We start from the raw sequence: 24,750 nt of genomic DNA, 5'->3' as shown, positions 1-24,750 counted from the left end.
ACACCTCTGATCGCCACATACAAAAACGCCCCGAAATCATCGGGGCGCTTTGTGTTACAGACTTCCGCTACTGGAACAACGACTCACTGGACAGGCCGTTCTTCTCGAGAATCTCACGCAAACGCTTGAGCCCCTCGACCTGGATCTGCCGCACCCGTTCGCGGGTCAGGCCAATCTCCAGTCCAACATCTTCCAGGGTGCTGCTTTCATGCCCGCGCAAGCCAAAGCGGCGCACCACCACTTCACGCTGCTTGTCGGTCAACTCGCCCAGCCACTGGTCGATACTCTGCGACAGGTCATCATCCTGCAGCAGTTCGCATGGGTCGGTCGGGCGGTCGTCGGTCAAGGTATCGAGCAGGGTCTTGTCCGAGTCTGGGCCGAGCGACACATCCACCGAAGACACCCGCTCGTTCAGGCCCAGCATACGCTTGACCTCGGCGACCGGCTTCTCCAGCAGCGTGGCTATTTCTTCTGGCGAGGGTTCGTGGTCCAGTTTCTGGGTCAGCTCGCGCGCAGCGCGCAGGTAGACGTTCAGTTCCTTGACCACGTGGATCGGCAGGCGAATGGTGCGGGTCTGGTTCATGATCGCCCGTTCGATGGTCTGGCGAATCCACCAGGTCGCATAAGTCGAGAACCGGAAACCACGCTCCGGGTCGAACTTCTCGACCGCACGGATCAGCCCAAGGTTGCCCTCCTCGATCAGGTCGAGCAGCGACAGGCCGCGGTTCACGTAACGACGGGCAATTTTTACAACCAGGCGCAGGTTGCTTTCGATCATGCGCTTGCGGCCGGCAGGGTCGCCCTTTTGCGACAGGCGCGCAAAGTGCACTTCCTCTTCCGGCGAAAGCAGAGGCGAGAATCCTATCTCGTTGAGATACAACTGGGTGGCATCGAGCGCCCGGCTGTAATCGATGTACTTGTGTTGCTTGAGCGAAGAGCCCGACTTGGCCCTCGTCCGAACCGAAGATACAGCAGGTTCGTCTGACACCACATCCGTTTCCAAAACGATACCCGTCTCCATCAGAAGCAGGTCATCGTCGATGTCAAACTCCGGCACTTCTTTACTGAGAGCCATTGTTATAGTCCTTTGCTGAGTTCGAACTCAGACTCGAGCGGCACCTATCTCCTTGGCAGCGCTGGAGCCTGTCCCCTCTACATCACAGGAACAGGCCGGGTACAACGGTCAACGACGTGGCAGGAACTGGAGCGGATCGACGGGTTTGCCCTGGCGGCGAATCTCGAAATGCAGCTTCACCCGATCTGTGCCCGTGGACCCCATTTCAGCAATCGACTGCCCTGCCTTGACCTGCTGCCCCTCCCGAACCAACAGCCTGCGGTTATGGCCGTAGGCACTGACGTAGGTATCGCTGTGCTTGATGATGATCAGTTCGCCGTAGCCCCTCAAGCCACTCCCGGCGTACACCACTGCACCATCAGACGCAGCAAAAACAGGCTGTCCCAAATCACCGGCGATATCAATGCCTTTATTCAAACTACCGTTTGAAGCGAATTTTCCAATCAGCACGCCGTTGGCGGGCCAGGTCCAGCCACCTACCGCACGCTCCGCGGCAGGCACCGTGGCGCTGCTGGAGGCTGCCGGCGTGGCCGGTTTGCTGGTGTTGCCAGGAGGTGTGCTGGTGCTTCCCACAGGCCGCCGGATGACCGTGGTCTTGCTCGACGACGACGGGCTGGACACCACCGTGGTGCTGCCGGTAGAGCCGCTGCTGAAACGAATCGCTTGCCCCGGGCGAATGGTGTAGGGCGCCGCGATACCGTTGCGCGCAGCCAGCTCCTTGTAGTCCCAGCCATAACGGAAGGCGATGGAGAACAGCGTATCGCCAGGTTTGACGATGTACTGCCCGGTGGTTACTGCCGGGCGCTTGGGCACGGTGTTGTTGCGGTCGACCACCCGCGCGCTGTTGCTGCTGGTGCTCGAGCAACCTACCAGTAGCGTGCCCATGGCCAGTGCAATCACCAGAAGCGTGAAACCCGACCCGTCCTTGCGCTGCCGAATGACTGTGTGACCCACCCGCGCTCCCCTCATGGTGCCGAAAACGAAATGACAACAAATGCAATATTATTGCAATTATAACCAAGCCCGCCCGCATTGGCAGGGTTGGTGAAAGACTGCTGCAAAGCCTTGCAACACGCTGTGCGCTAGCGCTTCACCCCGCCAGATAGACAGGGCGTTGCAGCAAGAATTCGGTGCTGGCGCAAAAATATCGCGCGACTCGAACCAGCAGTGTTCAGGCCAGCGGGCCGTTGAGCAGCGGTACGAAGCGCACGGCCCCCAGCACGCGGCGGGAGAATCCATGCTCCTCGCGCACGATCAGCATCAGCTGCTGGGTTTCGCCGGCTGGGCCCACCGGGATCACCATACGGCCACCCGGCGCAAGCTGGTCGAGCAGTGCCTGCGGCACTTCCGGCGCTACGGCGGTGACGATGATGCCGTTGTACGGCGCCAGCGCCGGCCAGCCTTCGCAACCATCCCCCCAGCGGAACACCACGTTGCGCAGGTTCAGCTCCACCAGGCGCTCCTTGGCCCGGTCCTGCAACACCTTGATGCGTTCCACCGAGAACACCCGCTCGACCAACTGAGCCAGGATTGCCGTCTGGTAGCCCGAGCCGGTGCCGATCTCGAGCACCTTGTCCAGCGGCCCGGCCTCGAGCAGCAGTTCACTCATGTGGGCAACCATGAACGGTTGCGAGATCGTCTGGTTGTGGCCGATCGGCAGCGCGGTGTCTTCGTAGGCGCGATGCGCCAGCGCCTCGTCGACGAACAGGTGGCGCGGGGTACGACGGATGACGTCGAGCACCTTGGTGTTCGAAACGCCCTCCTCGCACAGGCGCTGGATCAGCCGCTCCCGGGTGCGCTGGGAGGTCATGCCGATGCCACGCCGCAGCATATCGTCCTCACGCATCAGAGCAGGCCCTCCAGCCAACCGTCGAGCTGCTCGAAGGCATCACTGAAGGTGCGGTCGAGCTGCAGCGGAGTGATCGATACATAGCCTTGCATCACCGCGTGGAAGTCGGTCCCCGGGCCACCGTCCTCGGCATCCCCGGCGACAGCGATCCAGTAGCCTTCCTTGCCGCGTGGGTTGACCACCTTGGTCGGCGCCGCCGCCCGCGCCCGGTGACCGAGGCGGGTGAGCTGGATGCCACGAATGTGCTCCAGCGGCAGGTTGGGGATATTGACGTTGAGCACGGTGCGCGGTGGCAAGGCCAGGCGCGACTGAGCCTCGACCAGGCGGCGGGCGATGTGGGCCGCGGTGGGCAGGTTGTCCGGCTGGCGCGACAACAGCGAAAACGCCAGCGAGGTACCGCCGAGGAAACGGCCTTCCAACGCGGCCGCGACCGTGCCCGAATAGAGCACGTCGTCACCCAGGTTGGCACCGAGGTTGATCCCCGACACAACCATGTCCGGCGCCTGTGGCAACAGCCCATTGAGCCCCAGATGCACGCAGTCGGTCGGCGTGCCGTTGAGGCTGATGAAGCCATTGGCCAAGGTCTGCGGGTGCAGTGGCCGGTCCAGCGTCAGCGAACTGCTGGCGCCGCTCTTGTCTTGATCCGGGGCAATAACCACGCACTCGGCGTAATCCACCAGCGCAGCATGCAGCGCGGCGATGCCGGGTGCGGTAACACCGTCGTCGTTCGAAATCAGAATACGCATGAGCTGTCCGTCTGCCCCGCCGACACCAGATCCACGATTTCGCGCACCACCACGGTGGCGAAACATCCGGCCGGAAGGACGAATTCCAGTTGCAGGATATCAGGCTCGGGATAATGCCACGTAAGACCGCCAATAGGGAGCCGCAGAATGCGTCGTTCGTGATCCATGCCCGCCAGGGCCAGCCACTGGCAAAGTGCCGGCTGCCGTGCGGCGATCGCATCCTCTTGTTGCGCGGTACTCCCCGTAACCGGCGAATCGCCTGCCCCCCACAGCGGGCCGGTCGGATGCAGGTCAAGAATCGCCAGCCGAGGATCGGAACATTCCGACTCCCCAGCAGGAAAGAAGCTACGACTCGTGGTGAACGCCAACAGGTCGCCCACCTGCGCACGCGCCCAGCTGCCGTCGGCAACACGGGCTGCCAGCACCTGGTTGAACAGGTAGCTGCGCCCGGCCGAGAGCAACCGCGAACGCACGTTGCGCTGTTCGGGCAGGGCATTGCGTGCGGCCCAATCAAGAGCGTCGTGAACGTTGCCGCCACCGTGGCCGAAGCGCTGGGTGCCGAAATAATTCGGCACACCGTACTGCTTGAGCTGTTCCAGGCGCGCATCCACCGCTTGGTGATCGGCAGCCAGGGCAGTCAGGCGCAGCGTGAAGCCATTGGCCGAATGCGCACCGCGCTGCAGCTTGCGCTGGTGGCGCACCTGCTTGAGCACACGCAGGCTGGCATCCTCGGCACGCGACAGGTCCGGGTCGGCCTTGCCGGGCAGGTGCAGGCTGAACCACTGGCGGGTCAGGGCCTGGCGGTCCTTGAGGCCGGCGTAGCTGATCGTGCGCACCGGCACCCCTGCGGCACGGGCCAGGCGGCGGGCCGCCTCCTCGGTGTTCAGGTCACGCTTTTCGACCCACAGCCACAAGTGCTCGCCCTGTCCCGACAGCGGGATGTCCAGCACTTCGTCGACTTGGAAATCTTCGGCCACTGCCTTGAGAACGGCGGTACCCAGTGGTTCGCCCGATGCACGCGGGCCCAACAGTTCCAGTTCGGTCATGCTGGCAGCAACAGGGCTACCGAATGCACGGCGATGCCCTCCTCGCGGCCGGTGAAGCCGAGCTTCTCGGTGGTGGTAGCCTTGACATTGACCTGGTCGAGTTCGACCTGCAGGTCTTCGGCGATCAGTTTGCGCATGGTTTCGATGTGCGGTGCCATCTTCGGCGCCTGGGCGACGATGGTGGCGTCGATGTTGCCGACCTTCCAGCCCTTGGCCTGGACGATGCCGACCACATGGCGCAGCAGAACACGGCTGTTGGCGCCTTTGAACTGCGGGTCGGTGTCGGGGAAATGCTTGCCGATGTCACCCAGCGCTGCCGCGCCAAGCAAGGCATCGCTCAGGGCGTGCAGCAGCACGTCGCCATCGGAGTGGGCCAGGAGGCCGTATTTGTGGGGGATACGCACCCCGCCCAGGGTAATGAAATCACCGTCGCAGAAACGGTGCACATCGTAGCCGTGGCCAATACGCATAGAAAAACGCCCTGAATGAGTCAGGGCGTGATTCTACCTGCTTTTGAGGCATTGGGGCTGCTTCGCAGCCCATCGCCGGCATGCCAGCTCCCACAGGTATGGCACAGGGCCCGAGGGCCATGCAGTCGAGGTGGGAGCTGGCTTGCCAGCGATGAAGCAAGCACCACAGCTACGCCTTACACCCGCCCCAAGGCCACCGCATGATGACGCAGGTGCTCCTCGATGAAGCTGGCGATGAAGTAGTAGCTGTGGTCATAGCCAGGCTGCAGGCGCAGGGTCAGTTCATGCCCACCTTTGCGTGCCGCCTGCTCCAAGGCTTCAGGCTTAAGCTGCTTCTCGAGGAAGTCGTCGCGGTCGCCCTGGTCCACCAGCAACGGCGGGCATTCGCCGGCCGGAGCCTCGGCCAGCAGCACGCTGGCATCCCACTCGCGCCAGCGCGCCCGGTCTTCACCCAGGTAGCGGCTGAAGGCTTTCTCGCCCCACGGGCAATCCATCGGGTTGCTGATCGGCGAGAACGCCGACACCGAGCGGTAGCGCCCCGGGTTGCGCAAGGCGCACACCAGCGCGCCATGCCCACCCATGGAGTGGCCACTGATGCTGCGCTCGCCCGAAGCCGGGAAGTGCGCCTCGATCAACGCGGGCAATTCCTCCACCACATAGTCGTGCATGCGGTAGTGCTGGGCCCAGGGCTGCTGAGTGGCATTGAGGTAGAACCCGGCACCCAGGCCGAAGTCCCAGGCACCGTCCGGGTCGCTCGGCACCTGCTCACCACGCGGGCTGGTGTCGGGGGCTACGATGATCAACCCAAGCTCCGCAGCCAGGCGCTGGGCGCCGGCTTTCTGCATGAAGTTCTCGTCGGTGCAGGTGAGGCCGCTGAGCCAGTACAGCACCGGCAGCTTCTCGCCCTGTTCGGCCTGCGGCGGCAGGTAGACGGCGAACACCATGTCGCAACCCAGCACCTTGGAGTGATGCCGGTAACGCTTGTGCCAGCCGCCGAAGCTCTTCTGGCAGGAGATGTTATCCAGGCTCATGGCAAACCTCAGAAGTGGATGACGCTGCGGATGCTCTTGCCTTCATGCATCAGGTCGAAGGCCTTGTTGATGTCTTCCAGGCCCATGGTGTGGGTGATGAAGGTATCCAGCGGGATCTCGCCCTTCTCGGACATTTCCACGTAGCTCGGCAGCTCGCTACGACCACGCACGCCACCGAACGCCGAACCACGCCATACGCGACCGGTAACCAGCTGGAACGGACGGGTGGCGATTTCCTGGCCGGCACCGGCCACGCCGATGATCACCGACTCACCCCAGCCCTTGTGGCAGCATTCCAGCGCAGCACGCATCAGCTGCACGTTGCCGATGCACTCGAACGAGAAGTCCACGCCGCCGTCGGTGAGATCGACGATCACTTCCTGGATCGGGCGGTCGTAGTCTTTCGGGTTGATGCAGTCGGTAGCACCCAGCTGACGGGCGATCTCGAACTTGGCCGGGTTGATATCGATGGCAATGATGCGCGACGCCTTGGCCTTGACCGCACCGATCACTGCCGACAGGCCGATGCCGCCCAGACCGAAGATGGCCACGGTGTCACCCGCCTTGACCTTGGCGGTGTTGAGCACCGCGCCGATACCGGTGGTGACGCCGCAACCCAGCAGGCAGACCTTTTCCAGCGGCGCTTCTTTCTGGATCTTGGCCACGGAGATTTCCGGCAGCACGGTGTACTCGGAGAAGGTCGAGGTACCCATGTAGTGGAACAGTTGCTGGCCTTTGTAGGAGAAGCGCGTGGTGCCGTCCGGCATCAGGCCCTTGCCCTGGGTGGCGCGGATGGCCTGGCAAAGGTTGGTCTTGCCCGAGAGGCAGAACTTGCACTTGCCGCATTCCGGGGTGTACAGCGGAATGACGTGGTCACCGACGGCGACCGAGGTGACGCCCTCGCCTACCGCCTCGACGATCGCGCCACCTTCGTGACCGAGGATCGACGGGAAGATGCCCTCCGGGTCGGCGCCCGACAGGGTGTAGGCGTCGGTGTGGCAGACACCGCTGGCGACCACGCGCAGCAGCACTTCACCGGCCTTGGGCATGGCCACGTCGACTTCGACGATTTCCAGGGGTTTCTTAGCTTCGAAAGCTACAGCAGCACGGGACTTGATCATCAAAGGTCTCCAGACAGAGTGTCGATTCAGTCTGGCAGTGTAATTCACCGCTTTTTGATGAATAATCAGGCCAAAGACAAAACATTATTGCCATACAGGGATAATCAATGAGCAGCCGCTGGGAAGGCATCGACGAGTTCGTCGCCGTGGCCGAGTCGGGCCAGTTCACCGCGGCCGCAGAGCGTCTGGGGGTTTCCTCGTCGCACATCAGCCGGCAGATCGCCCGACTGGAGGAACGGCTGCAGACGCGCCTGCTGTACCGCAGCACCCGGCGGGTGACCCTGAGCGAGGCCGGGCAGACGTTCCTGCAGCACTGCCAGCGCTTGCAGGATGGCCGCGAGGAAGCCCTGCGCGCCATGGGCGATCTGGCCAGCGAGCCCAAGGGGCTGCTGCGCATGACCTGCGCGGTGGCCTACGGCGAGCGTTTCATCGTGCCGCTGGTGACGCGGTTCATGGCGCTGTACCCGCAGCTGCGGGTGGAAGTGGAACTGAGCAACCATACCCTCGACCTGGTGCATGAAGGCATGGACCTGGCCATCCGCCTGGGCCGGCTGGCCGACTCGCGATTGGTGGCAACCCGCCTGGCGCCCCGGCGCATGTACCTGTGTGCTTCGCCGGACTACCTGGAACGTTATGGTCGGCCGCACAGCCTGTCGGAACTGGCGCGGCACAACTGCCTGGTAGGCAGTTCGGATTTGTGGGCGCTACAGCAGGACGGCCGCGAGATCAGCCAGCGAGTCCAGGGCAACTGGCGTTGCAACAGCGGGCAGGCGGTGCTGGACGCAGCGCTGCAGGGGATGGGGTTGTGCCAGTTGCCGGATTACTACGTGCTGGAGCACTTGAACAGTGGTGCGCTGGTGTCGTTGCTTGAGGCGCACCAGCCACCGAATACCGCGGTGTGGGCGCTGTATCCGCAGCAGCGGCACCTGTCGCCGAAGGTACGGCGGCTGGTGGATTACCTGAAAGAAGGGTTGGCGGGGTTGCCGGAGTATCGCTTGAACTGAAACCTTGTGCTGGCTGCTCTGGCCTCTTCGCGGGTAAACCCGCTCCCACAGGTACAGCGCAAACCTGAAGGGATGTGCGATACCTGTGGGAGCGGGTTTACCCGCGAAGAGGCCGGCACAGGAGCAAGAAATTCAGCGGCGCCCTGCCCAACGCTGGCGCAACCACTCCAGATCTTCCGGTCGGGTCACCTTGATGTTGTCACTGCGCCCTTCGACCAGCCGCGGCGCCTGGCCGGACCACTCGATGGCAGAGGACTCGTCGGTCACCAGCACATCCGACACAAGACACTCGGCCAGCGCCTGATGCAACGCCCCAAGGCGGAACATCTGCGGTGTATAGGCCTGCCAGATGGTACTGCGGTCTACGGTAGCGCCCACCCGGCCATCAGCATCGGCCCGCTTGAGGGTATCGCGCGCCGGCACCGCCAGCAGGCCACCCACCGGGTCGTCCGCCAGCTCCGACAATAGCTTGTCCAGATCGCTGCGCGCCAGGTTCGGTCGTGCAGCATCGTGTACCAGCACCCAATCACTGTCCGCAGCCCCGTGAGCATGCAGCACCAGCAAGGCATTGAGCACCGAGTCGGCACGCTCTCGACCACCCGCGGCACGCTGGATGCGCGGGTCGCTGGCGCAGCGCAGGCGAGGCCAGTACGGGTCATCTTCGGCAATGCTGACCACCACGCCCTTGAGCATCGGGTGGCCAAGAAAACAGTCGAGGCTGTGCTCGATAATGGTTTGCCCGGCCAGCTCCAGGTACTGCTTGGGGCGGTCGGCAGCCATGCGGGCACCTACGCCCGCAGCAGGAATCACGGCCCAGAAGGCCGGTAAGGTTTCGATCATTTCTGTGGCAACTGGAAGAGGGTTTCGCCCTCTTTGACCATTCCCAATTCGTGGCGAGCCCGCTCTTCAACGGTCTCCATGCCTTTTTTCAGCTCCAGCACTTCGGCATCGAGCACGCGATTGCGCTCGAGCAAGCGCTCGTTTTCGGCATGCTGCTCAGCAATCTGCTGCTTCAGCTCGGTCACTTGCGCCAGGCTGCCATTACCCACCCACAGGCGGTACTGCAGGCCACCCAGCAGCAGGAGCAGGACGAGGAACAACCAATAGGGACTGCGCATCACGTTATCCAGGTTAAAAAGGCTGCCGGGTATTTTTACTTCCGGGCCTCGAATAGCACGAAGCCTGGCCGAGGCCAGGCTTCGTCGACAGAAACCCGTTGAAATGTAGGAAAGTTCAGTACGAACGTTCCCACAACTCCGGCTGCTGTCTTTTTACCATCTCTTGCTTAACCGCGAAACTCGGCACGACCGCGGTAAACCGCTTTGGCACCCAGTTGCTCTTCGATGCGCAGCAGTTGGTTGTACTTGGAAACGCGGTCGGAACGGCACAGCGAGCCAGTCTTGATCTGGCCGGCAGCAGTACCCACGGCCAGGTCGGCAATGGTCGAGTCTTCGGTTTCACCGGAGCGGTGCGAAATCACTGCGGTGTAGCCAGCAGCCTTGGCCATCTGGATGGCTTCCAGGGTTTCGGTCAGCGAACCGATCTGGTTGAACTTGATCAGGATCGAGTTACCGATGCCCTTCTCGATGCCTTCCTTGAGGATCTTGGTGTTGGTCACGAACAGGTCGTCGCCAACCAGCTGCACCTTGGCACCGATCTTGTCGGTGAGGATCTTCCAGCCAGCCCAGTCGGACTCGTCCAGGCCGTCTTCGATCGAGATGATCGGGAAGCGCTCGGTCAGGCCTTTCAGGTACTCGGCAAAGCCTTCAGCGTCGAACGACTTGCCTTCGCCGGACAGGTTGTACTTGCCGTCTTCGTAGAACTCGGAAGCCGCGCAGTCCAAGGCCAGGGTCACGTCGGTGCCCAGCTTGTAGCCGGCTTTCTCAACGGCTTCGGCGATGGCGCCCAGAGCGTCTTCGTTGGAAGCCAGGTTAGGGGCGAAACCACCTTCGTCACCAACGGCGGTGTTCAGGCCACGGGCCTTGAGCACGGCTTTGAGGTGGTGGAAGATTTCGGTACCCATGCGCAGGCCGTCGGAGAAGGTCTTGGCGCCAACCGGCTGTACCATGAACTCCTGGATGTCGACGTTGTTGTCGGCGTGCTCGCCACCGTTGATGATGTTCATCATCGGTACCGGCATCGAGTACTGGCCAGGGGTGCCGTTCAGGTTGGCGATGTGCGCGTACAGCGGCAGGTCCTGGTCCTGGGCAGCGGCCTTGGCGGCAGCCAGGGAAACGGCCAGGATGGCATTGGCGCCCAGCTTGGCCTTGTTCTCGGTACCGTCCAGCTCGATCATGGCGCGGTCCAGGGCCTTCTGGTCGGCAGGGTCCTTGCCCAGCAGCAGGTCACGAATCGGGCCATTGATGTTGGCAACAGCCTTCAGCACGCCCTTGCCCAGGTAACGGCTCTTGTCGCCATCACGCAGCTCCAGCGCTTCGCGCGAGCCAGTGGAAGCACCGGACGGCGCGCAGGCGCTGCCGATGATGCCGTTGTCGAGCAGTACATCGGCTTCCACGGTGGGGTTGCCACGCGAATCGAGAACTTCACGACCTTTGATGTCGACGATTTTTGCCATTGTTGTAAGCACTCCAGAATTGACGAAAACAACTTAGCTTAGGAAATTCCAGCCGTTCACCGGGCGGACTTGCAGTGGGCAGGCCGGGTGAAGGGAACCCCTGACCGACTGGTCAGGGGTGGATCGGGCGGTACTTTACCCGAGAATCGAGCTTTACGCGGTTTCTACCGTCGGAAAACTTTTCACCAGGTCGTCCAGTTGCTTGAGCTGGGCCAGGAATGGCTCCAGTTTGTCCAGGCGCAGGGCACATGGGCCATCGCACTTGGCGTTGTCCGGATCGGGGTGGGCTTCGAGGAACAGACCGGCCAGGCCTTGGCTCATGCCGGCCTTGGCCAGGTCGGTGACCTGGGCGCGGCGACCACCGGCGGAATCGGCGCGACCACCCGGCATCTGCAGGGCGTGGGTCACGTCGAAGAACACCGGGTACTCGAACTGCTTCATGATGCCGAAGCCGAGCATGTCCACCACCAGGTTGTTGTAGCCGAAGCTCGAACCACGCTCGCAGAGAATCAACTGGTCGTTACCGGCTTCTTCGCACTTGGTCAGGATGTGTTTCATTTCCTGAGGCGCGAGAAACTGGGCCTTCTTGATGTTGATCACTACGCCGGTCTTGGCCATGGCCACCACCAGATCGGTCTGGCGCGACAGGAATGCCGGCAGCTGGATGATGTCGCACACTTTGGCTACAGGCTCGGCCTGATAAGGCTCGTGTACGTCGGTGATGACCGGCACGTTGAAGGTGCGCTTGATCTCTTCGAAGATCTTCAGCCCCTCTTCCATGCCAGGGCCACGGTAGGAGGTTACCGACGAACGGTTGGCCTTGTCGAAGCTGGCCTTGAACACGTACGGGATACCAAGCTTCTCGGTCACCCGCACGTACTCTTCGCAGACCTTCATTGCCAGGTCACGGGACTCCAGGACGTTCATGCCGCCGAACAAGACGAACGGCTTGTCGTTGGCGATCTCGATGTTACCGACGCGAATGATCTTCTGGGTCATTGATCAGGCCTTGTTCTTCTGAGCCAGGGCTGCCTTGACGAAACCGCTGAACAGCGGGTGGCCGTCACGCGGGGTCGAGGTGAATTCCGGGTGGAACTGGCAGGCGACGAACCATGGGTGGTCCTTGGACTCGACCACTTCCACCAGCGCGCCGTCTTCAGAGCGGCCGGAAACCACCAGGCCGGCATCGATCAGTTGCGGCAACAGGTTGTTGTTCACTTCGTAGCGATGGCGGTGACGCTCGGTGATCACGTCCTTGCCGTAGCAATCGTGCACCTTGGAACCGGCCGCCAGCTGGCAATCCTGTGCGCCCAGGCGCATGGTGCCACCCAGGTCGGAGGCTTCGCTGCGGGTTTCGACGGCACCGGTGGCATCGGCCCACTCGGTGATCAGGCCGACTACCGGGTGGCCGCTGTTGCGGTCGAACTCGGTGGAGTTGGCGTCCTTCCAGCCCATCACGTTACGGGCGAATTCGATCACGGCCACCTGCATGCCCAGGCAGATACCCAGGTACGGCACCTTGTTCTCACGGGCGTATTGCACCGCGGTGATCTTGCCTTCCACGCCGCGCAGGCCGAAACCGCCCGGCACCAGGATGGCATCGGCACCTTCGAGCAGGCTGGTGCCCTGGTTCTCGATGTCTTCCGAGTCGATGTAGCGCAGGTTGACCTTGGTGCGGTTGGTAATGCCGGCGTGGCTCATCGCTTCGATCAGCGACTTGTACGCATCCAGCAGCTCCATGTACTTGCCGACCATGGCGATGGTCACTTCGTGCTCAGGGTTTAGCTTGGCATCGACCACCTTGTCCCACTCGGACAGGTCGGCGCCATTGCACTGCAGGCCGAAACGCTCGACGACGAAGTCATCCAGGCCCTGTGCGTGCAGCACGCCCGGGATCTTGTAGATGGTGTCGACGTCTTCCAGCGAAATCACCGCACGCTCTTCAACGTTGGTGAACAGCGCGATCTTGCGACGCGACGAGGCATCGACCGGGTGGTCGGAGCGGCAGATCAGCACGTCAGGCTGCAGGCCGATAGAGCGCAGCTCCTTGACCGAGTGTTGGGTCGGCTTGGTCTTGGTCTCGCCAGCGGTGGCGATATACGGGACCAGGGTCAGGTGCATCAGCATGGCGCGCTTGGAGCCCACTTCGACGCGCAGCTGGCGGATGGCTTCGAGGAACGGCTGCGACTCGATGTCACCCACGGTACCGCCGATTTCCACCAGGGCCACGTCGGCATCGCCGGCGCCCTTGATGATGCGACGCTTGATTTCATCGGTGATGTGCGGGATGACCTGGATGGTCGCGCCCAGATAGTCACCACGACGTTCCTTGCGCAGTACGTGCTCGTAGATGCGGCCGGTGGTGAAGTTGTTGTTCTGGGTCATGGTGGTGCGGATGAACCGCTCGTAGTGGCCCAGGTCGAGGTCGGTCTCGGCGCCATCGTGGGTGACGAACACTTCACCGTGCTGGAACGGGCTCATGGTGCCCGGATCGACGTTGATGTACGGATCCAGCTTGAGCATGGTGACCTTCAGGCCCCGCGCTTCCAGGATGGCCGCCAGGGAAGCCGAGGCAATGCCTTTCCCCAATGAAGAAACAACACCGCCCGTGACGAATATGTAGCGCGTCATGAAAAACCCTAGAAGTCTGCGTTAAGGCGGCCAGCGCCGCCGGAGAAAGCGAAGGAAGGCCGAAGCCCCCGATCACCTGCGTCAATCACAGTGCATCTCGAAAAACTGCCGCGTCTGTACAGACCAGGGGTATCCCCGGCATGGAGCTCGCTCGTCATTTCCAGAATCAGCCCAGCAAAAAACTGCTTGGTAATCGGCAACTCCTGTGTTTTCGCGGAACCCACAGAAGCTGTATCAAGAAGGGAGGGTAGTCTACCCGAATGTACCCTTCAGCTCAAACCTTGCGCGTTCGTCGGCAACTGCCAGGACAGCTGGCAATCAGCCTGCACCAGCCCGGGCAGGTTGGCCACCGCCAGCAAGCGTTCGCCCTGGTACAGCAGTGGCAGGCGCGGGCGCAGGAAAAGCGGCACCTGCAGTTCGTTTAACAGGCGCTTGAGGTCGCGTCGGCCGCGGCCGGGGACATCCAGCACTTCACCGCCCTGGCGGTAGGCAATGCGCAAGCCGTCCAGCGGCGCTGCGCCAACAAGACGCACCCTGCCGTTACCCGGCAACAGCAAAGGCTTGGCGGGATCGGCCCAGGGCAGTTCGCCGACGGGCAGCTGCAGCCAGTCACCACTCAACCACCAGATGCGGCCATGACTGCGCAGCAACTGCCCATCGGCAAGCTGCCAGGCGGGCCGGGCATCGGCGGCGGCATCGCGCAGGTCCGCCCAGCCGGCCCAGTGTCGGGTGTCGGGCAGGCGGGTACGGTGGCTCAGCCAGTACTGCAGGGCATTGCGCTGACGGGCCGGCGACAGTGCCACCAGGTTGGCCAGATCGAGGGAGTCCAGCCCCGGCCAAGCCAGCGGCGCGCCCTCCCCGGCGAGCGCCAGGTCGTCCTGGGCAAGCTCGTCCAGCAGGCCTTGGGCTTCGCTCAGGTGCTCGGCGGCGCGGGCCAGGTTCTGGCTGGCCTGCGGCCAACGTTGCTGAAGCAGCGGAAACACTTCGCTGCGCAGGTAGTTGCGGGCAAATTGTGTGTCGACATTTGACGGATCTTCGATCCAGGCCAGCCCATTGGCCTGGGCGTGGTCCTGCAGTTGCTGGCGGGAACAGCCCAGCAATGGCCTGACCAGGCTGCCCTGCCCTAGCGTCCGCTGCCCCGGCATTGCAGCCATGCCACGCAGGCCTGCGCCGCGCAGCAGGCGGAACAGCAGGGTTTCGGCCTGGTCGTCGCGGTGCTGGCCGGTGAACAGGATGTCGCCTGGGCCGAGGGCTTGCCTGAAGGCAGCATAGCGGGCGTCGCGGGCGGCCTGTTCGAGGCTGGCGCCGGGGGTGACCTGGACGTGGATGACCTGGAGTTCGATGCCGAGATTGTCGCAGACGGTTTGGCAGTGGGCGGGCCAGGCATCGGCGGCGGGCTGCAGCCCGTGGTGGACGTGGATGGCGCGCAATGGAGGGGATGCGTGATTGCGGGCGTAGTCGGCCAGCAGGTGCAGGAGGACGGTGGAATCGAGGCCGCCGGAGAAGGCGATGTACCAGGCTGGGGCGTTGAGCCAAGGGGTGAGGTTGATCATCGAACCCGCACTCAATTCGAGAATGCATTCGCGGGTGAACCCGCTCCCACAGGGATCGCGCCGTTTCAGAGGGCTGCGCAGTACCTGTGGGAGCGGGTTCACCCGCGAACACCGGCGAAGCCGGTGCCATTCATCTCGCTATCAGATACCGTAGCTCATCAGGCGATCGTAACGGCGGGCCAGCAGCGCGTCATGGTCGAGCTTGCCGAGCATGTCCAGCTGCTGTACCAGGTCGGCACGGATGCTTTCCGACATCTTCGCCGGGTCACGGTGGGCGCCGCCCAGCGGCTCCTGGATGACCTTGTCGACGATGTTCAGGCTCTTCAGGCGCTCGGCGGTGATGCCCATGGCTTCGGCTGCGTCGGCTGCCTTGTCGGCAGTCTTCCACAGGATCGAGGCGCAGCCTTCCGGCGAGATCACCGAGTAGGTGGAGTACTGCAGCATGTTCAACTGGTCGCACACACCGATGGCCAGCGCACCGCCGGAACCACCCTCACCGATCACGGTGGCGATGATCGGGGTTTTCAGGCGCGCCATCACGCGGAGGTTCCAGGCGATGGCCTCGCTCTGGTTGCGCTCTTCGGCGTCGATGCCCGGGTAGGCGCCCGGGGTGTCGATGAAGGTCAGGATCGGCATCTTGAAGCGCTCGGCCATTTCCATCAGGCGGCAGGCCTTGCGGTAGCCTTCAGGGCGCGGCATGCCGAAGTTGCGGCGTACCTTCTCGCGCACTTCGCGGCCCTTCTGGTGACCGATGACCATGACCGGCTTGCCGTCCAGGCGCGCAGTACCGCCGACGATGGCAGCGTCGTCGGAGAAATGGCGGTCGCCGTGCAGCTCTTCGAACTCGGTGAAGATGTGCTCCAGGTAGTCCAGGGTGTAAGGACGACGCGGATGACGAGCCAGGCGGGCGATCTGCCAGCTGGTCAGGTTGCCGAAGATGCTTTCGGTCAGGGTGTTGCTCTTGTCTTGCAGACGGGCAATTTCATCGCTGATGTTCAGCGAGTTGTCGTTGCCTACCAGGCGCAGGCCTTCGATCTTGGCTTGCAGGTCGGCAATCGGCTGTTCGAAATCGAGAAAATTCGGGTTCATAGTCATCCGTCTTGGGTCTACGGCCAGGCGGCCGGCCGGTTGATCCGTTTGGCGCCCTACCTTAAGGGATCAGGCGCATTCAGGTCGAGATTAAATTTTTGTCGGTTCAACGATATTGCAGGAAGACGTTCTCACGCCCGAACTGGTCACGCAGCGCCTGAATCAGCCCATCGGCAGGGTCGATAGCCCACTGCTCGCCGAACTGCAGCATGGCCTTGGCGTCGCTGCCGGTGTATTCGAGGGTGATCGGGCAAGCGCCGCGATGGCGGGTAATCAACTCGCCCAGCCACTTCAGCCGGTCGCCCTTGAGCGCTTCGTGTGCCACCTTCAGGCGCAGGCTCTCGGCCAGCTTGGTGCGCGCATCCTCCATGGTCATCACCTGCTTCACCCGCAGGCGCAGGCCACCGGAGAAATCGTCGTTGCTGACCTCGCCTTCGACAACCACCATGGCATCGGTCTGCAGCAAGGACTGTGCCGCCATGAAGGCATCGGCAAACAGCGATGCTTCGATGCGCCCGGAGCGGTCATCCAGGGTGACGAAGCCCATCTTGTCACCCTTCTTGTTCTTCATCACCCGCAGGGCAATGATCATGCCGGCGATAGTCTGGGTATCGCGTGACGGCTTGAGGTCGATGATGCGCTGGCGGGCGAAGCGGCGGATCTCGGTCTCGTACTCGTCGATCGGGTGGCCGGTGAGGTACAGGCCAAGGGTGTCCTTTTCGCCCTTCAGGCGTTCCTTGAGGGTCAGTTCGCGCACCTTGCGGTGGTTGGCATAGACGTCGGCATCCGCCTCTTCGAACATGCCGCCGAACAGGTCGACGTGCCCACTGTCAGCGGTGTGGGCGGCCTGCTCGGCAGCCTTGATTGCCTCGCCCAGCGCCGAGAGCAGAGTTGCACGGTTGATGTCGATGTTGGCGTGGTAGGCCTTGATCTCGTCATGGAAGTGTGGGCCCAGGCGGTCCAGCGCACCACTGCGGATCAGCGCGTCGAGGGTGCGCTTGTTGACCCGTTTGAGGTCGATGCGCTCACAGAAGTCGAACAGGTCCTTGAATGGGCCACCCTGGGCGCGGGCCTCGACGATCGCCTCCACCGGGCCCTCGCCGACGCCCTTGATGGCGCCCAGGCCGTAGACGATGCGCCCGTCATTGTTGACGGTGAACTTGAAGTCGGAGAAGTTCACGTCGGGCGCGTCGAGGCGCAGCTTCATGCTGCGCACTTCCTCGACCAGCACCACCACCTTGTCGGTGTTGTGCATATCCGCCGACAACACCGCAGCCATGAACGGCGCCGGGTGGTGGGTTTTCAGCCACGCGGTCTGGTACGACACCAGGCCATAGGCGGCGGAGTGGGATTTGTTGAAGCCGTAACCGGCGAACTTTTCCACCAGGTCGAAGATGTTACCAGCCAGGTCTGCATCGATATTGTTGTTGGCACAACCTTCGATGAAACCACCGCGCTGCTTGGCCATCTCCTCGGGCTTCTTCTTACCCATCGCACGGCGCAGCATGTCGGCGCCGCCGAGGGTATAGCCAGCCATCACCTGGGCGATCTGCATCACCTGTTCCTGGTACAGGATGATGCCGTAGGTCGGTGCCAGCACCGGCTTCAGGCCTTCGTACTGGTAGTCCGGATGGGGGTAGGCGAGCTCGGCGCGGCCGTGCTTGCGGTTGATGAAGTCGTCCACCATGCCCGACTGCAGCGGGCCTGGGCGGAACAACGCCACCAGTGCGATAAGGTCTTCCAGGCAGTCGGGCTTGAGCTTCTTGATCAGCTCTTTCATGCCCCGCGATTCAAGCTGGAACACCGCCGTGGTTTCGGCCTTCTGCAACAGCTCGTAGGTCTTGCGGTCGTCCAGCGGGATGAAGTCGATGTTTACATCGGGCAGGTTCTTCTTGGCCTGCTCGCGGTTGATGATCTCCATCGCCCACTTGATGATGGTCAGGGTCCGCAGGCCGAGGAAGTCGAACTTCACCAGGCCGGCGGCCTCGACGTCATCCTTGTCGAACTGGGTTACCAGGCCGCCGCCCTCTTCATCACAGGCGATCGGCGAGAAGTCGGTGAGCTTGGTCGGGGCGATGACCACACCACCGGCGTGCTTGCCGGTACCGCGTGTCACGCCCTCGAGCTTCAGGGCCATGTCCCAGATTTCGCGGGCGTCTTCGTCACCCTTGAGGAAGTCGCGCAGGATCTCTTCCTGCTCGTAGGCCTTTTCCAGGGTCATGCCCACTTCGAACGGGATCATCTTCGACAGGCGGTCGGCTAGACCGTATGACTTGCCCTGTACCCGCGCCACGTCCCGCACCACCGCCTTCGCCGCCATGGTACCGAAGGTGATGATCTGGCTGACCGCGTTGCGGCCATAGGCTTCGGCCACATAGTCGATCACCCGGTCACGGCCATCCATGCAGAAGTCGACGTCGAAGTCGGGCATGGAAATACGTTCAGGGTTGAGGAAGCGCTCGAACAGCAGGTCGTAGGCCAGCGGGTCGAGGTCGGTGATCTTCAGTACATAGGCCACCAGCGAGCCAGCACCCGACCCCCGGCCCGGGCCGACAGGCACACCGTTGTTCTTGGCCCACTTGATGAAGTCCATCACGATCAGGAAGTAACCGGGGAAGCCCATCTGGATGATGATGTCCAGTTCGAACTTCAGGCGGTCCAGGTAAACCTGGCGCTTCTCTTCGTAGTTGGGCGTGGTCTCTTTCGGCCACAGCACTGCCAGGCGCTCTTCCAGGCCTTCGTGGGACACATGCCGCAGGTAGTCATCGATGCCCATGCCATTGGGCGTGGGGAAGTCGGGCAGGAAGTACTTGCCCAACTGCACCTGGATGTTGCAACGCTTGGCAATCTCGACGGTGTTGGCAATGGCGTCGGGCAGGTCGCTGAACAGTTCGGTCATTTCTTCGGCCGACTTCAGGTACTGCTGGTCGCTGTACATCCTTGGCCGGCGCGGATCGTCGAGGGTCCAGCCCTCACCGATGCATACGCGGGTTTCGTGAGCATCGAAGTCCGATTGCTTGATGAAACGCACATCGTTGGTTGCCACCAGCGGAGCGCAGAACCTGTCGGCCAAGGCCACGGCGGCGTGCACATATTCCTCGTCGCGGGCGCGGTTGGTGCGCTGCACCTCGACATAGAAGCGCTCGGGGAACATCGCCATCCAGTCCTGCAGCAGGGCCTCGGCTTCATCTTGCCGCCCCGCCAGCAAGGCCATGCCGATGTCACCTTCCTTGCCTGCGGACAGGGCGATCAAGCCCTCGCTGGCCGGGGCGATCCATTCACGCTGAAGGATCACCAGGCCGTTGCGCTGGCCCTCGGTCCAGCCGCGCGAGATCAGCTCGGTGAGGTTGCGGTACCCCTTGGGGTTCATGGCCAGGAAGCAGATACGCGACAGCGGTGCTTCCGGGTCGGCAGCGGCCAGCCACAGGTCGGCGCCGCAGATCGGCTTGATGCCCGCGCCCATGGCAGTCTTGTAGAACTTTACCAGCGAGCACATGTTGCTCTGGTCGGTGATCGCCACCGCCGGCATGTTCATCCCGGCCAGCGCCTTGGCCAGCGGCTTGATCCGCACCAGGCCGTCGACCAGCGAGAATTCGGAGTGGACGCGCAGGTGAACGAAGGGAACCGACATGGAAGATCCTGTAGCAGTGCTGAACGACAAGGGCGGGATTGTAGCGTAAATGGGGATAGGATTTGGGATTGCGGTGTCGGCCAGAGAATAAAGAATGTGCGCGCACCGCCCCACTGTGGGAGCGGGTTCATCGAGGCGTCGAACCGCCGCGAAGAATCCAACGCGGTGTATGGCACCGGCTGCGCCGGTGTTCGCGGCTAAAGCCGCTCCCACAGAGGATAGCGTGACATCTGCAGCAACGAACTAATAGGTCAGATCAGGGAGTCGGTAACGCCTTCACGTGCGTCCCACGCGGCCCGCACCGGGGCAAAGGAGCGCCGATGAATGGGCGTAGGCCCCAACCGTGCCAGCGCCTCGAGGTGCACCGGGGTCGGGTAGCCCTTGTGCCCGCCAATGCCATAGCCCGGGTAGATCAGCTCGAATGCGCTCATCTCCCGGTCACGGGTCACCTTGGCCAGGATCGACGCCGCCGCGATGGCCGGCACCTGGCTATCGCCCTTGACTACCGGCGACGCCGGTACGGCCAGTTTCGGGCAACGGTTACCGTCGATCAGGGCCAGCTTCGGTGTAATGTGCAGGCCTTCCACCGCGCGCTGCATGGCCAGCATGGTCGCGTGCAGGATGTTCAGGCGGTCGATTTCTTCGACCTCGGCGCGGGCGATGCAGAAGCTCAGGGCCTTTTCGCAGATCTCGTCGAACAGCGCCTCGCGCTTGGCTTCGGTGAGCTTCTTCGAATCGTTCAGGCCGAGGATCGGGCGCGCCGGGTCGAGGATCACCGCTGCGGTCACCACCGCGCCGCACAGCGGGCCACGGCCCACTTCGTCGACGCCGGCGACCAGGTCTTCGACCAGGTTGAAGTCCAGTCCAATTTGCATGTCAGCGGTCCTTGAGCAAGGCCAGTACCGCCTCGGCCGCCTGGTTGGAGGCGTCACGGCGAAGGGTGCGGTGAATTTCGTCGAAACTTTCGGTCTGCCGGCTGCCATCGGCTACCAGCGGCGCCAGGGTATTGGCCAGTGCTTCGCTGGTGGCGTCATCCTGCAGCAGCTCGGGTACCAGCGCACGCTGGGCCAGCAGGTTCGGCAACGAAACGTAGGGGCTCTTTACCAGGCGTTTGAGGATCCAGTAGGTCAGGGGCGCCAGGCGATAGGCCACAACCATCGGCCGCTTGTACAGCAGCGCTTCGAGGGTGGCAGTACCCGAGGCGATCAGCACCGCGTCACAGGCCGCCAGGGCCTGGTGCGACTGGCCATCGAGCAGGGTCAGCGGCAGCTTACGCCCTTCGAGCATCTGCTCGATCTGGGCGCGCCGCGCGGCATTGGCACAGGGCAGTACGAAACGCACGCCCGGTACCTGCTGGCGCAGCCTTTCGGCAGCATCCAGGAACAGTGCCCCCAGGCGCCCTACTTCGCCGCCCCGGCTGCCCGGCATCAACGCCACTACCGGCCCTTCGCCCAAGCCCAGCGCGGCACGCGCCGCAGGACGGTCGGCTTCTAGCGGGATGGTATCGGCCAACGGGTGGCCAACGAAGCGCACTGGCACGCCCTGCTCTTCATAGAACCGCGCCTCGAATGGCAACAGCGTCAGCATCAGGTCGCAGCCTTCGCGAATCTTCAGCACACGCTTCTGCCGCCAGGCCCATACCGACGGGCTGACGTAGTGCACGGTCTTGATCCCGGCCTGACGCAGTTTCAGTTCGATGTTGAGGGTGAAGTCGGGGGCATCGATGCCGATGAACACATCGGGTTTTTCACCGATCAGGGTCTCGATCAGCAGCTTGCGCCGCTTGAGCAGCTCGCGCAGGCGCCCCAGCACTTCGACCAGGCCCATGACGGCCAGGCGCTCCATGGGGAAATAGGATTGCAGGCCTTCGGCTTCCATCAAGGGACCACCAACGCCGATGAACCGTACATCGGGGTGGCGTGCCTTGATGGCACGCATCAAGCCTGAACCGAGAATATCGCCGCTGGCCTCACCTGCGACCAAGGCTACGCAAAGCTGGGCCATGTCAGCGGGTGATGCCGCGGGCGGAGTTCACGATCGACTGGCGGAACAGATCGACCTCAGGGTGCTTCGCAGCCAGTTCGTCCAGCTCCTTGAGCGCGTCTTCGACGGTCAGGCCCTGGCGATAGACGATCTTGTAGCAACGGCGCAGCACATGGATCACCTCGTCGCTGAAACCCCGGCGGCGCATGCCTTCGAAGTTCATGCTGCGGGCTTCGGCCGGGCTGCCGAACACGGTGACGAAGGCCGGGACATCCTTGCCGATCGCCGTGCCCATGCCGGAAAACGCGTGGGCACCGATATGGCAGTACTGGTGCACCAGGGTGTAGCCGGACAGGATCGCCCAATCCCCCACGTGCACATGGCCGGCCAAGGCCGTGTTGTTGACCAGGATGCAGTGGTTGCCGATGACGCTGTCGTGGCCGATGTGGGCATAGGCCATGATCAGGTTATGGTCACCGACGGTGGTTTCAGAACGGTCCTGGACGGTACCGCGGTGGATGGTCACCCCTTCGCGGATCACATTGTGGTCACCGATCACCAGGCGCGTCGGCTCACCCTTGTACTTGAGGTCCGGGGTGTCTTCGCCGATCGAGGAAAACTGAAAGATTCGGTTGTGCTTGCCGATGCGGGTCGGCCCTTTGAGCACAACATGCGGGCCGATAACGGTGCCCTCCCCGACTTCCACATCAGGGCCAACGATCGACCAGGGGCCGACCTCGACACCATCGGCCAGCCTGGCCGACGGGTCGATAATGGCCCGAGGATCAATCGAATTCATAGGGAGCGTTCCGCGCAGGTGATTTCTGCCGAGCAAACCGGCTTGCCGTCGACCAGGGCGCGGCACTCGAATTTCCAGATCATGCTCTTGCGGCTGAGGAACTTGGCTTCCAGCACCAACTGGTCACCTGGCAGTACCGGCTGACGGAAACGCAGCTTGTCGGAGCCGACGAAGTAGTACAGGGTGCCATCGGCCGGTTTGGCGTCGAGCATCTTGAAACCGAGGATACCCGCGGCCTGTGCCATGGCTTCGATGATCAGGACGCCCGGCATGATCGGGTGCGCCGGGAAATGGCCGTTGAAGAACGGCTCGTTGATGCTGACATTCTTGTAGGCACGAATGCTCTGGGCCTCGTAGTCCAGCTCCGTCACGCGGTCCACCAACAGGAACGGGTAACGGTGAGGCAGGTATTCGCGAATCTCGTTGATGTCCATCATTTCGGGGGGGAAGCCTGTAATAAGAATAGGGAGCGCAGGTGCTGACCACACGCTCCTTTTGCAGTCCAAAGAGGAGCCAGCTAGCGACTGTTCACTCTTGCTCAGGGAATGGTATCAGCCTTCTGATGTCGGCTGGCCACCTGAGGTCACGGTATCGACGCGTTTTTCCAGCTGCTGGAGACGCTTGGCCATGTCGTCCAGGTGGCGGATACGCGCGGCGCTCTTGCGCCATTCAGCCAGTGGCTGCATGGCAGTGCCGGAAGAATAGGCACCCGGTTCGGTGATCGAACGGGTCACCATGGTCATCCCGGACACGAAAACGTTATCACAGACATCGATATGACCCACCATGCCGACACCTCCGGCAATGGTGCAATGCTTGCCGATGCGCGTGCTGCCGGAAATCCCGACGCATGCAGCCATGGCCGTATGCTCACCGATCTGAACGTTGTGGGCGATCTGGATCTGGTTGTCGAGCTTGACCCCATCAGCGATGCGAGTATCCGACAGTGCCCCGCGATCGACCGCAGTGTTGACACCGATTTCCACGTCGTCGCCGATGGTAACACCACCGATCTGGGCAATTTTGCGCCACATGCCCTTCTCGTTGGCAAAACCGAAGCCTTCACCGCCAATCACGGCACCTGACTGGATGACCACACGCTTGCCGATGGTCACATCATGGTACAGGGTGACCCTCGGGGCCAGCCAGCCGCCCTCACCGATCACGCAACGGGCACCGACCACACAGTGTGCTCCCACACTGACATTGGCCGCGATGCGCGCACCGCTTTCGATGACCGCGAACGGCCCGATGCTGGCACTGGCGTCCACCTGCGCGTCCTCGGCCACCACGGCGCTGGGATGAATACCCGCCACAGCCTTGGGTTTGGGGTCGAACAGGTGGGAGATGCGCGCATAGGCCAGATACGGGTCGGCGACGATCAGCGCATTGCCGGCAAAGCCTTCGGCGTCCGCCGCCTTCAGCAGCACCGCAGCCGCCTGGCTGCTATCCAGGAACTTGCGGTACTGCGGGTTGGCGAGGAAGCTCAACTGACCTGGGCCAGCCTCCTGCAAGGTGGCCAGCCCGGTAATCTGCAGCGCCTCGGGGCCCTTGAGAGTGGCGCCGAGGGCCTCGGCCAACTGGCCTAGCGTCATGGTCACGGTCATATCAACGGGCTTGGTTCATGCGCTCGATGACCTGGCGGGTGATGTCGTACTGAGGCTTGACATCGATGACCGCGCCACGCTCGAGGACCAGGTCGTAACCACCTTTCTTGATCACTTCCTCGACAGCGCCATCCAACTTCGGCTTCAGCTGCTTGAGCATGTCGCGGTCAGCAACGGCCTTGGCTTCGTTCAGTTCCTTGGACTGGAACTGGAAGTCACGGGCCTTCTGCTTGAACTCGAGTTCCAGGCGCTCGCGCTCCTGCTGCTGCATCTTGTCGCCGCCCTTGATCAGACGGTCCTGGATGCCCTTGGCGCTGCTTTCCAGGCTTTTCAGCTTGGTCAGTTGCGGGCCGAACTTCTTCTCGGCATCCACCGCGTATTTCTTGGCGGCGTCCGACTCCAGCAGGGCCATCTGATAGTTCAGGACGGCAACCTTCATTTCGGCGAAAGCCGGGGTGGCGACAAGCGCCGCGGCCACTACGGCCAGTTGGGTCAACTTACGCACGATGCACTCCTGGATAAACCGTTGTCATTAAGCGA

23 protein-coding genes are annotated in these 24,750 nt (G+C 62.7%); 1 reads left to right on the top strand and 22 read right to left on the bottom strand.

Translation table 11 applies throughout. From position 1 onward, the window contains the following. Positions 1 to 67: 67 nt before the first annotated feature. From rpoS to KDB76_RS06655, 8 genes are all read right to left on the bottom strand, one after another. Positions 68 to 1,075: an RNA polymerase sigma factor RpoS gene (rpoS, locus tag KDB76_RS06690; RefSeq protein ID WP_013971277.1), complete on the bottom strand. Its 1,008-nt coding sequence runs from the start codon at positions 1,073 to 1,075 to the stop codon at positions 68 to 70. 108 nt (positions 1,076 to 1,183) lie between these two features. Continuing rightward, complete coding sequence (locus KDB76_RS06685; protein ID WP_038408825.1) at positions 1,184 to 2,029, bottom strand: peptidoglycan DD-metalloendopeptidase family protein; 846 nt, start codon at positions 2,027 to 2,029, stop codon at positions 1,184 to 1,186. A gap of 217 nt (positions 2,030 to 2,246) precedes the next feature. After that, complete coding sequence (locus KDB76_RS06680; RefSeq protein ID WP_015269209.1) at positions 2,247 to 2,885, bottom strand: protein-L-isoaspartate(D-aspartate) O-methyltransferase; 639 nt, start codon at positions 2,883 to 2,885, stop codon at positions 2,247 to 2,249. 35 nt (positions 2,886 to 2,920) lie between these two features. Continuing rightward, the gene (gene surE / locus KDB76_RS06675; protein WP_013971274.1) at positions 2,921 to 3,670 is read right to left on the bottom strand and encodes a 5'/3'-nucleotidase SurE; all 750 of its coding nucleotides are present in this window, start codon (positions 3,668 to 3,670) and stop codon (positions 2,921 to 2,923) included. After that, positions 3,658 to 4,716: a tRNA pseudouridine(13) synthase TruD gene (gene truD, locus KDB76_RS06670; protein WP_038408822.1), complete on the bottom strand. Its 1,059-nt coding sequence runs from the start codon at positions 4,714 to 4,716 to the stop codon at positions 3,658 to 3,660. The genes surE and truD overlap by 13 nt, the downstream gene beginning before the upstream one ends. Then, positions 4,713 to 5,186, bottom strand: a complete 474-nt coding sequence (ispF, locus tag KDB76_RS06665) for a 2-C-methyl-D-erythritol 2,4-cyclodiphosphate synthase (RefSeq protein WP_013971272.1) — start codon at positions 5,184 to 5,186, stop codon at positions 4,713 to 4,715. The genes truD and ispF overlap by 4 nt, the downstream gene beginning before the upstream one ends. Before the next feature lie 176 nt (positions 5,187 to 5,362). After that, positions 5,363 to 6,217 carry an S-formylglutathione hydrolase gene (fghA, locus tag KDB76_RS06660; RefSeq protein WP_013971271.1) on the bottom strand — a complete coding sequence of 285 codons (855 nt, stop codon included), beginning with the start codon at positions 6,215 to 6,217 and terminating at the stop codon, positions 5,363 to 5,365. Positions 6,218 to 6,225: 8 nt separating this feature from the next. Next, positions 6,226 to 7,338, bottom strand: coding sequence for an S-(hydroxymethyl)glutathione dehydrogenase/class III alcohol dehydrogenase (locus KDB76_RS06655; protein ID WP_013971270.1), 1,113 nt, complete (start codon positions 7,336 to 7,338; stop codon positions 6,226 to 6,228). Between the two features lie 107 nt (positions 7,339 to 7,445). Here KDB76_RS06655 and KDB76_RS06650 point away from each other — a divergent pair, with 107 nt between their 5' ends. Further along, positions 7,446 to 8,342, top strand: coding sequence for a LysR substrate-binding domain-containing protein (locus KDB76_RS06650; RefSeq protein ID WP_013971269.1), 897 nt, complete (start codon positions 7,446 to 7,448; stop codon positions 8,340 to 8,342). 132 nt (positions 8,343 to 8,474) lie between these two features. On the opposite strand, the gene ispD is transcribed toward KDB76_RS06650, so the two are convergent. The 14 genes from ispD to KDB76_RS06580 form a co-directional block, all read right to left on the bottom strand. Next, positions 8,475 to 9,182 (bottom strand): 2-C-methyl-D-erythritol 4-phosphate cytidylyltransferase, encoded by a 708-nt coding sequence (gene ispD / locus KDB76_RS06645; protein WP_024086399.1) that lies wholly within the window; start codon positions 9,180 to 9,182, stop codon positions 8,475 to 8,477. Beyond that, positions 9,179 to 9,460 (bottom strand): cell division protein FtsB, encoded by a 282-nt coding sequence (gene ftsB, locus KDB76_RS06640; RefSeq protein ID WP_004375443.1) that lies wholly within the window; start codon positions 9,458 to 9,460, stop codon positions 9,179 to 9,181. The genes ispD and ftsB overlap by 4 nt, the downstream gene beginning before the upstream one ends. Before the next feature lie 167 nt (positions 9,461 to 9,627). Continuing rightward, positions 9,628 to 10,917, bottom strand: coding sequence for a phosphopyruvate hydratase (gene eno, locus KDB76_RS06635; RefSeq protein ID WP_013971266.1), 1,290 nt, complete (start codon positions 10,915 to 10,917; stop codon positions 9,628 to 9,630). Between the two features lie 153 nt (positions 10,918 to 11,070). After that, positions 11,071 to 11,916, bottom strand: coding sequence for a 3-deoxy-8-phosphooctulonate synthase (gene kdsA / locus KDB76_RS06630; RefSeq protein ID WP_013971265.1), 846 nt, complete (start codon positions 11,914 to 11,916; stop codon positions 11,071 to 11,073). A 3-nt stretch (positions 11,917 to 11,919) separates the two neighbouring features. Beyond that, positions 11,920 to 13,548 carry a CTP synthase gene (locus KDB76_RS06625; protein ID WP_004375437.1) on the bottom strand — a complete coding sequence of 543 codons (1,629 nt, stop codon included), beginning with the start codon at positions 13,546 to 13,548 and terminating at the stop codon, positions 11,920 to 11,922. A gap of 269 nt (positions 13,549 to 13,817) precedes the next feature. Continuing rightward, the gene (tilS, locus tag KDB76_RS06620) at positions 13,818 to 15,101 is read right to left on the bottom strand and encodes a tRNA lysidine(34) synthetase TilS (RefSeq protein ID WP_038408819.1); all 1,284 of its coding nucleotides are present in this window, start codon (positions 15,099 to 15,101) and stop codon (positions 13,818 to 13,820) included. A 141-nt stretch (positions 15,102 to 15,242) separates the two neighbouring features. Next, complete coding sequence (gene accA / locus KDB76_RS06615; protein WP_013971263.1) at positions 15,243 to 16,190, bottom strand: acetyl-CoA carboxylase carboxyl transferase subunit alpha; 948 nt, start codon at positions 16,188 to 16,190, stop codon at positions 15,243 to 15,245. Positions 16,191 to 16,296: 106 nt separating this feature from the next. After that, complete coding sequence (gene dnaE / locus KDB76_RS06610; RefSeq protein ID WP_038408817.1) at positions 16,297 to 19,821, bottom strand: DNA polymerase III subunit alpha; 3,525 nt, start codon at positions 19,819 to 19,821, stop codon at positions 16,297 to 16,299. Positions 19,822 to 20,072: 251 nt separating this feature from the next. After that, positions 20,073 to 20,696: a ribonuclease HII gene (gene rnhB, locus KDB76_RS06605; RefSeq protein ID WP_013971261.1), complete on the bottom strand. Its 624-nt coding sequence runs from the start codon at positions 20,694 to 20,696 to the stop codon at positions 20,073 to 20,075. Position 20,697: 1 nt separating this feature from the next. Further along, complete coding sequence (gene lpxB / locus KDB76_RS06600; RefSeq protein WP_013971260.1) at positions 20,698 to 21,825, bottom strand: lipid-A-disaccharide synthase; 1,128 nt, start codon at positions 21,823 to 21,825, stop codon at positions 20,698 to 20,700. 1 nt (position 21,826) lies between these two features. Further along, complete coding sequence (gene lpxA / locus KDB76_RS06595) at positions 21,827 to 22,603, bottom strand: acyl-ACP--UDP-N-acetylglucosamine O-acyltransferase (protein WP_013971259.1); 777 nt, start codon at positions 22,601 to 22,603, stop codon at positions 21,827 to 21,829. Then, positions 22,600 to 23,040, bottom strand: a complete 441-nt coding sequence (gene fabZ / locus KDB76_RS06590; protein WP_004375427.1) for a 3-hydroxyacyl-ACP dehydratase FabZ — start codon at positions 23,038 to 23,040, stop codon at positions 22,600 to 22,602. Before fabZ ends, lpxA begins: the two co-directional genes overlap by 4 nt. A gap of 114 nt (positions 23,041 to 23,154) precedes the next feature. Next, positions 23,155 to 24,210, bottom strand: coding sequence for a UDP-3-O-(3-hydroxymyristoyl)glucosamine N-acyltransferase (gene lpxD / locus KDB76_RS06585; RefSeq protein ID WP_038408815.1), 1,056 nt, complete (start codon positions 24,208 to 24,210; stop codon positions 23,155 to 23,157). Between the two features lies 1 nt (position 24,211). Continuing rightward, the gene (locus tag KDB76_RS06580) at positions 24,212 to 24,715 is read right to left on the bottom strand and encodes an OmpH family outer membrane protein (RefSeq protein WP_015269197.1); all 504 of its coding nucleotides are present in this window, start codon (positions 24,713 to 24,715) and stop codon (positions 24,212 to 24,214) included. Between the last annotated feature and the right edge of the window lie 35 nt (positions 24,716 to 24,750).

Origin of the sequence: Pseudomonas sp. JS425 (assembly GCF_018223845.1) — a bacterium.
Classification (GTDB): domain Bacteria; phylum Pseudomonadota; class Gammaproteobacteria; order Pseudomonadales; family Pseudomonadaceae; genus Aquipseudomonas; species Aquipseudomonas asiatica.
This window is presented reverse-complemented; position numbering and strand designations above follow the sequence as displayed.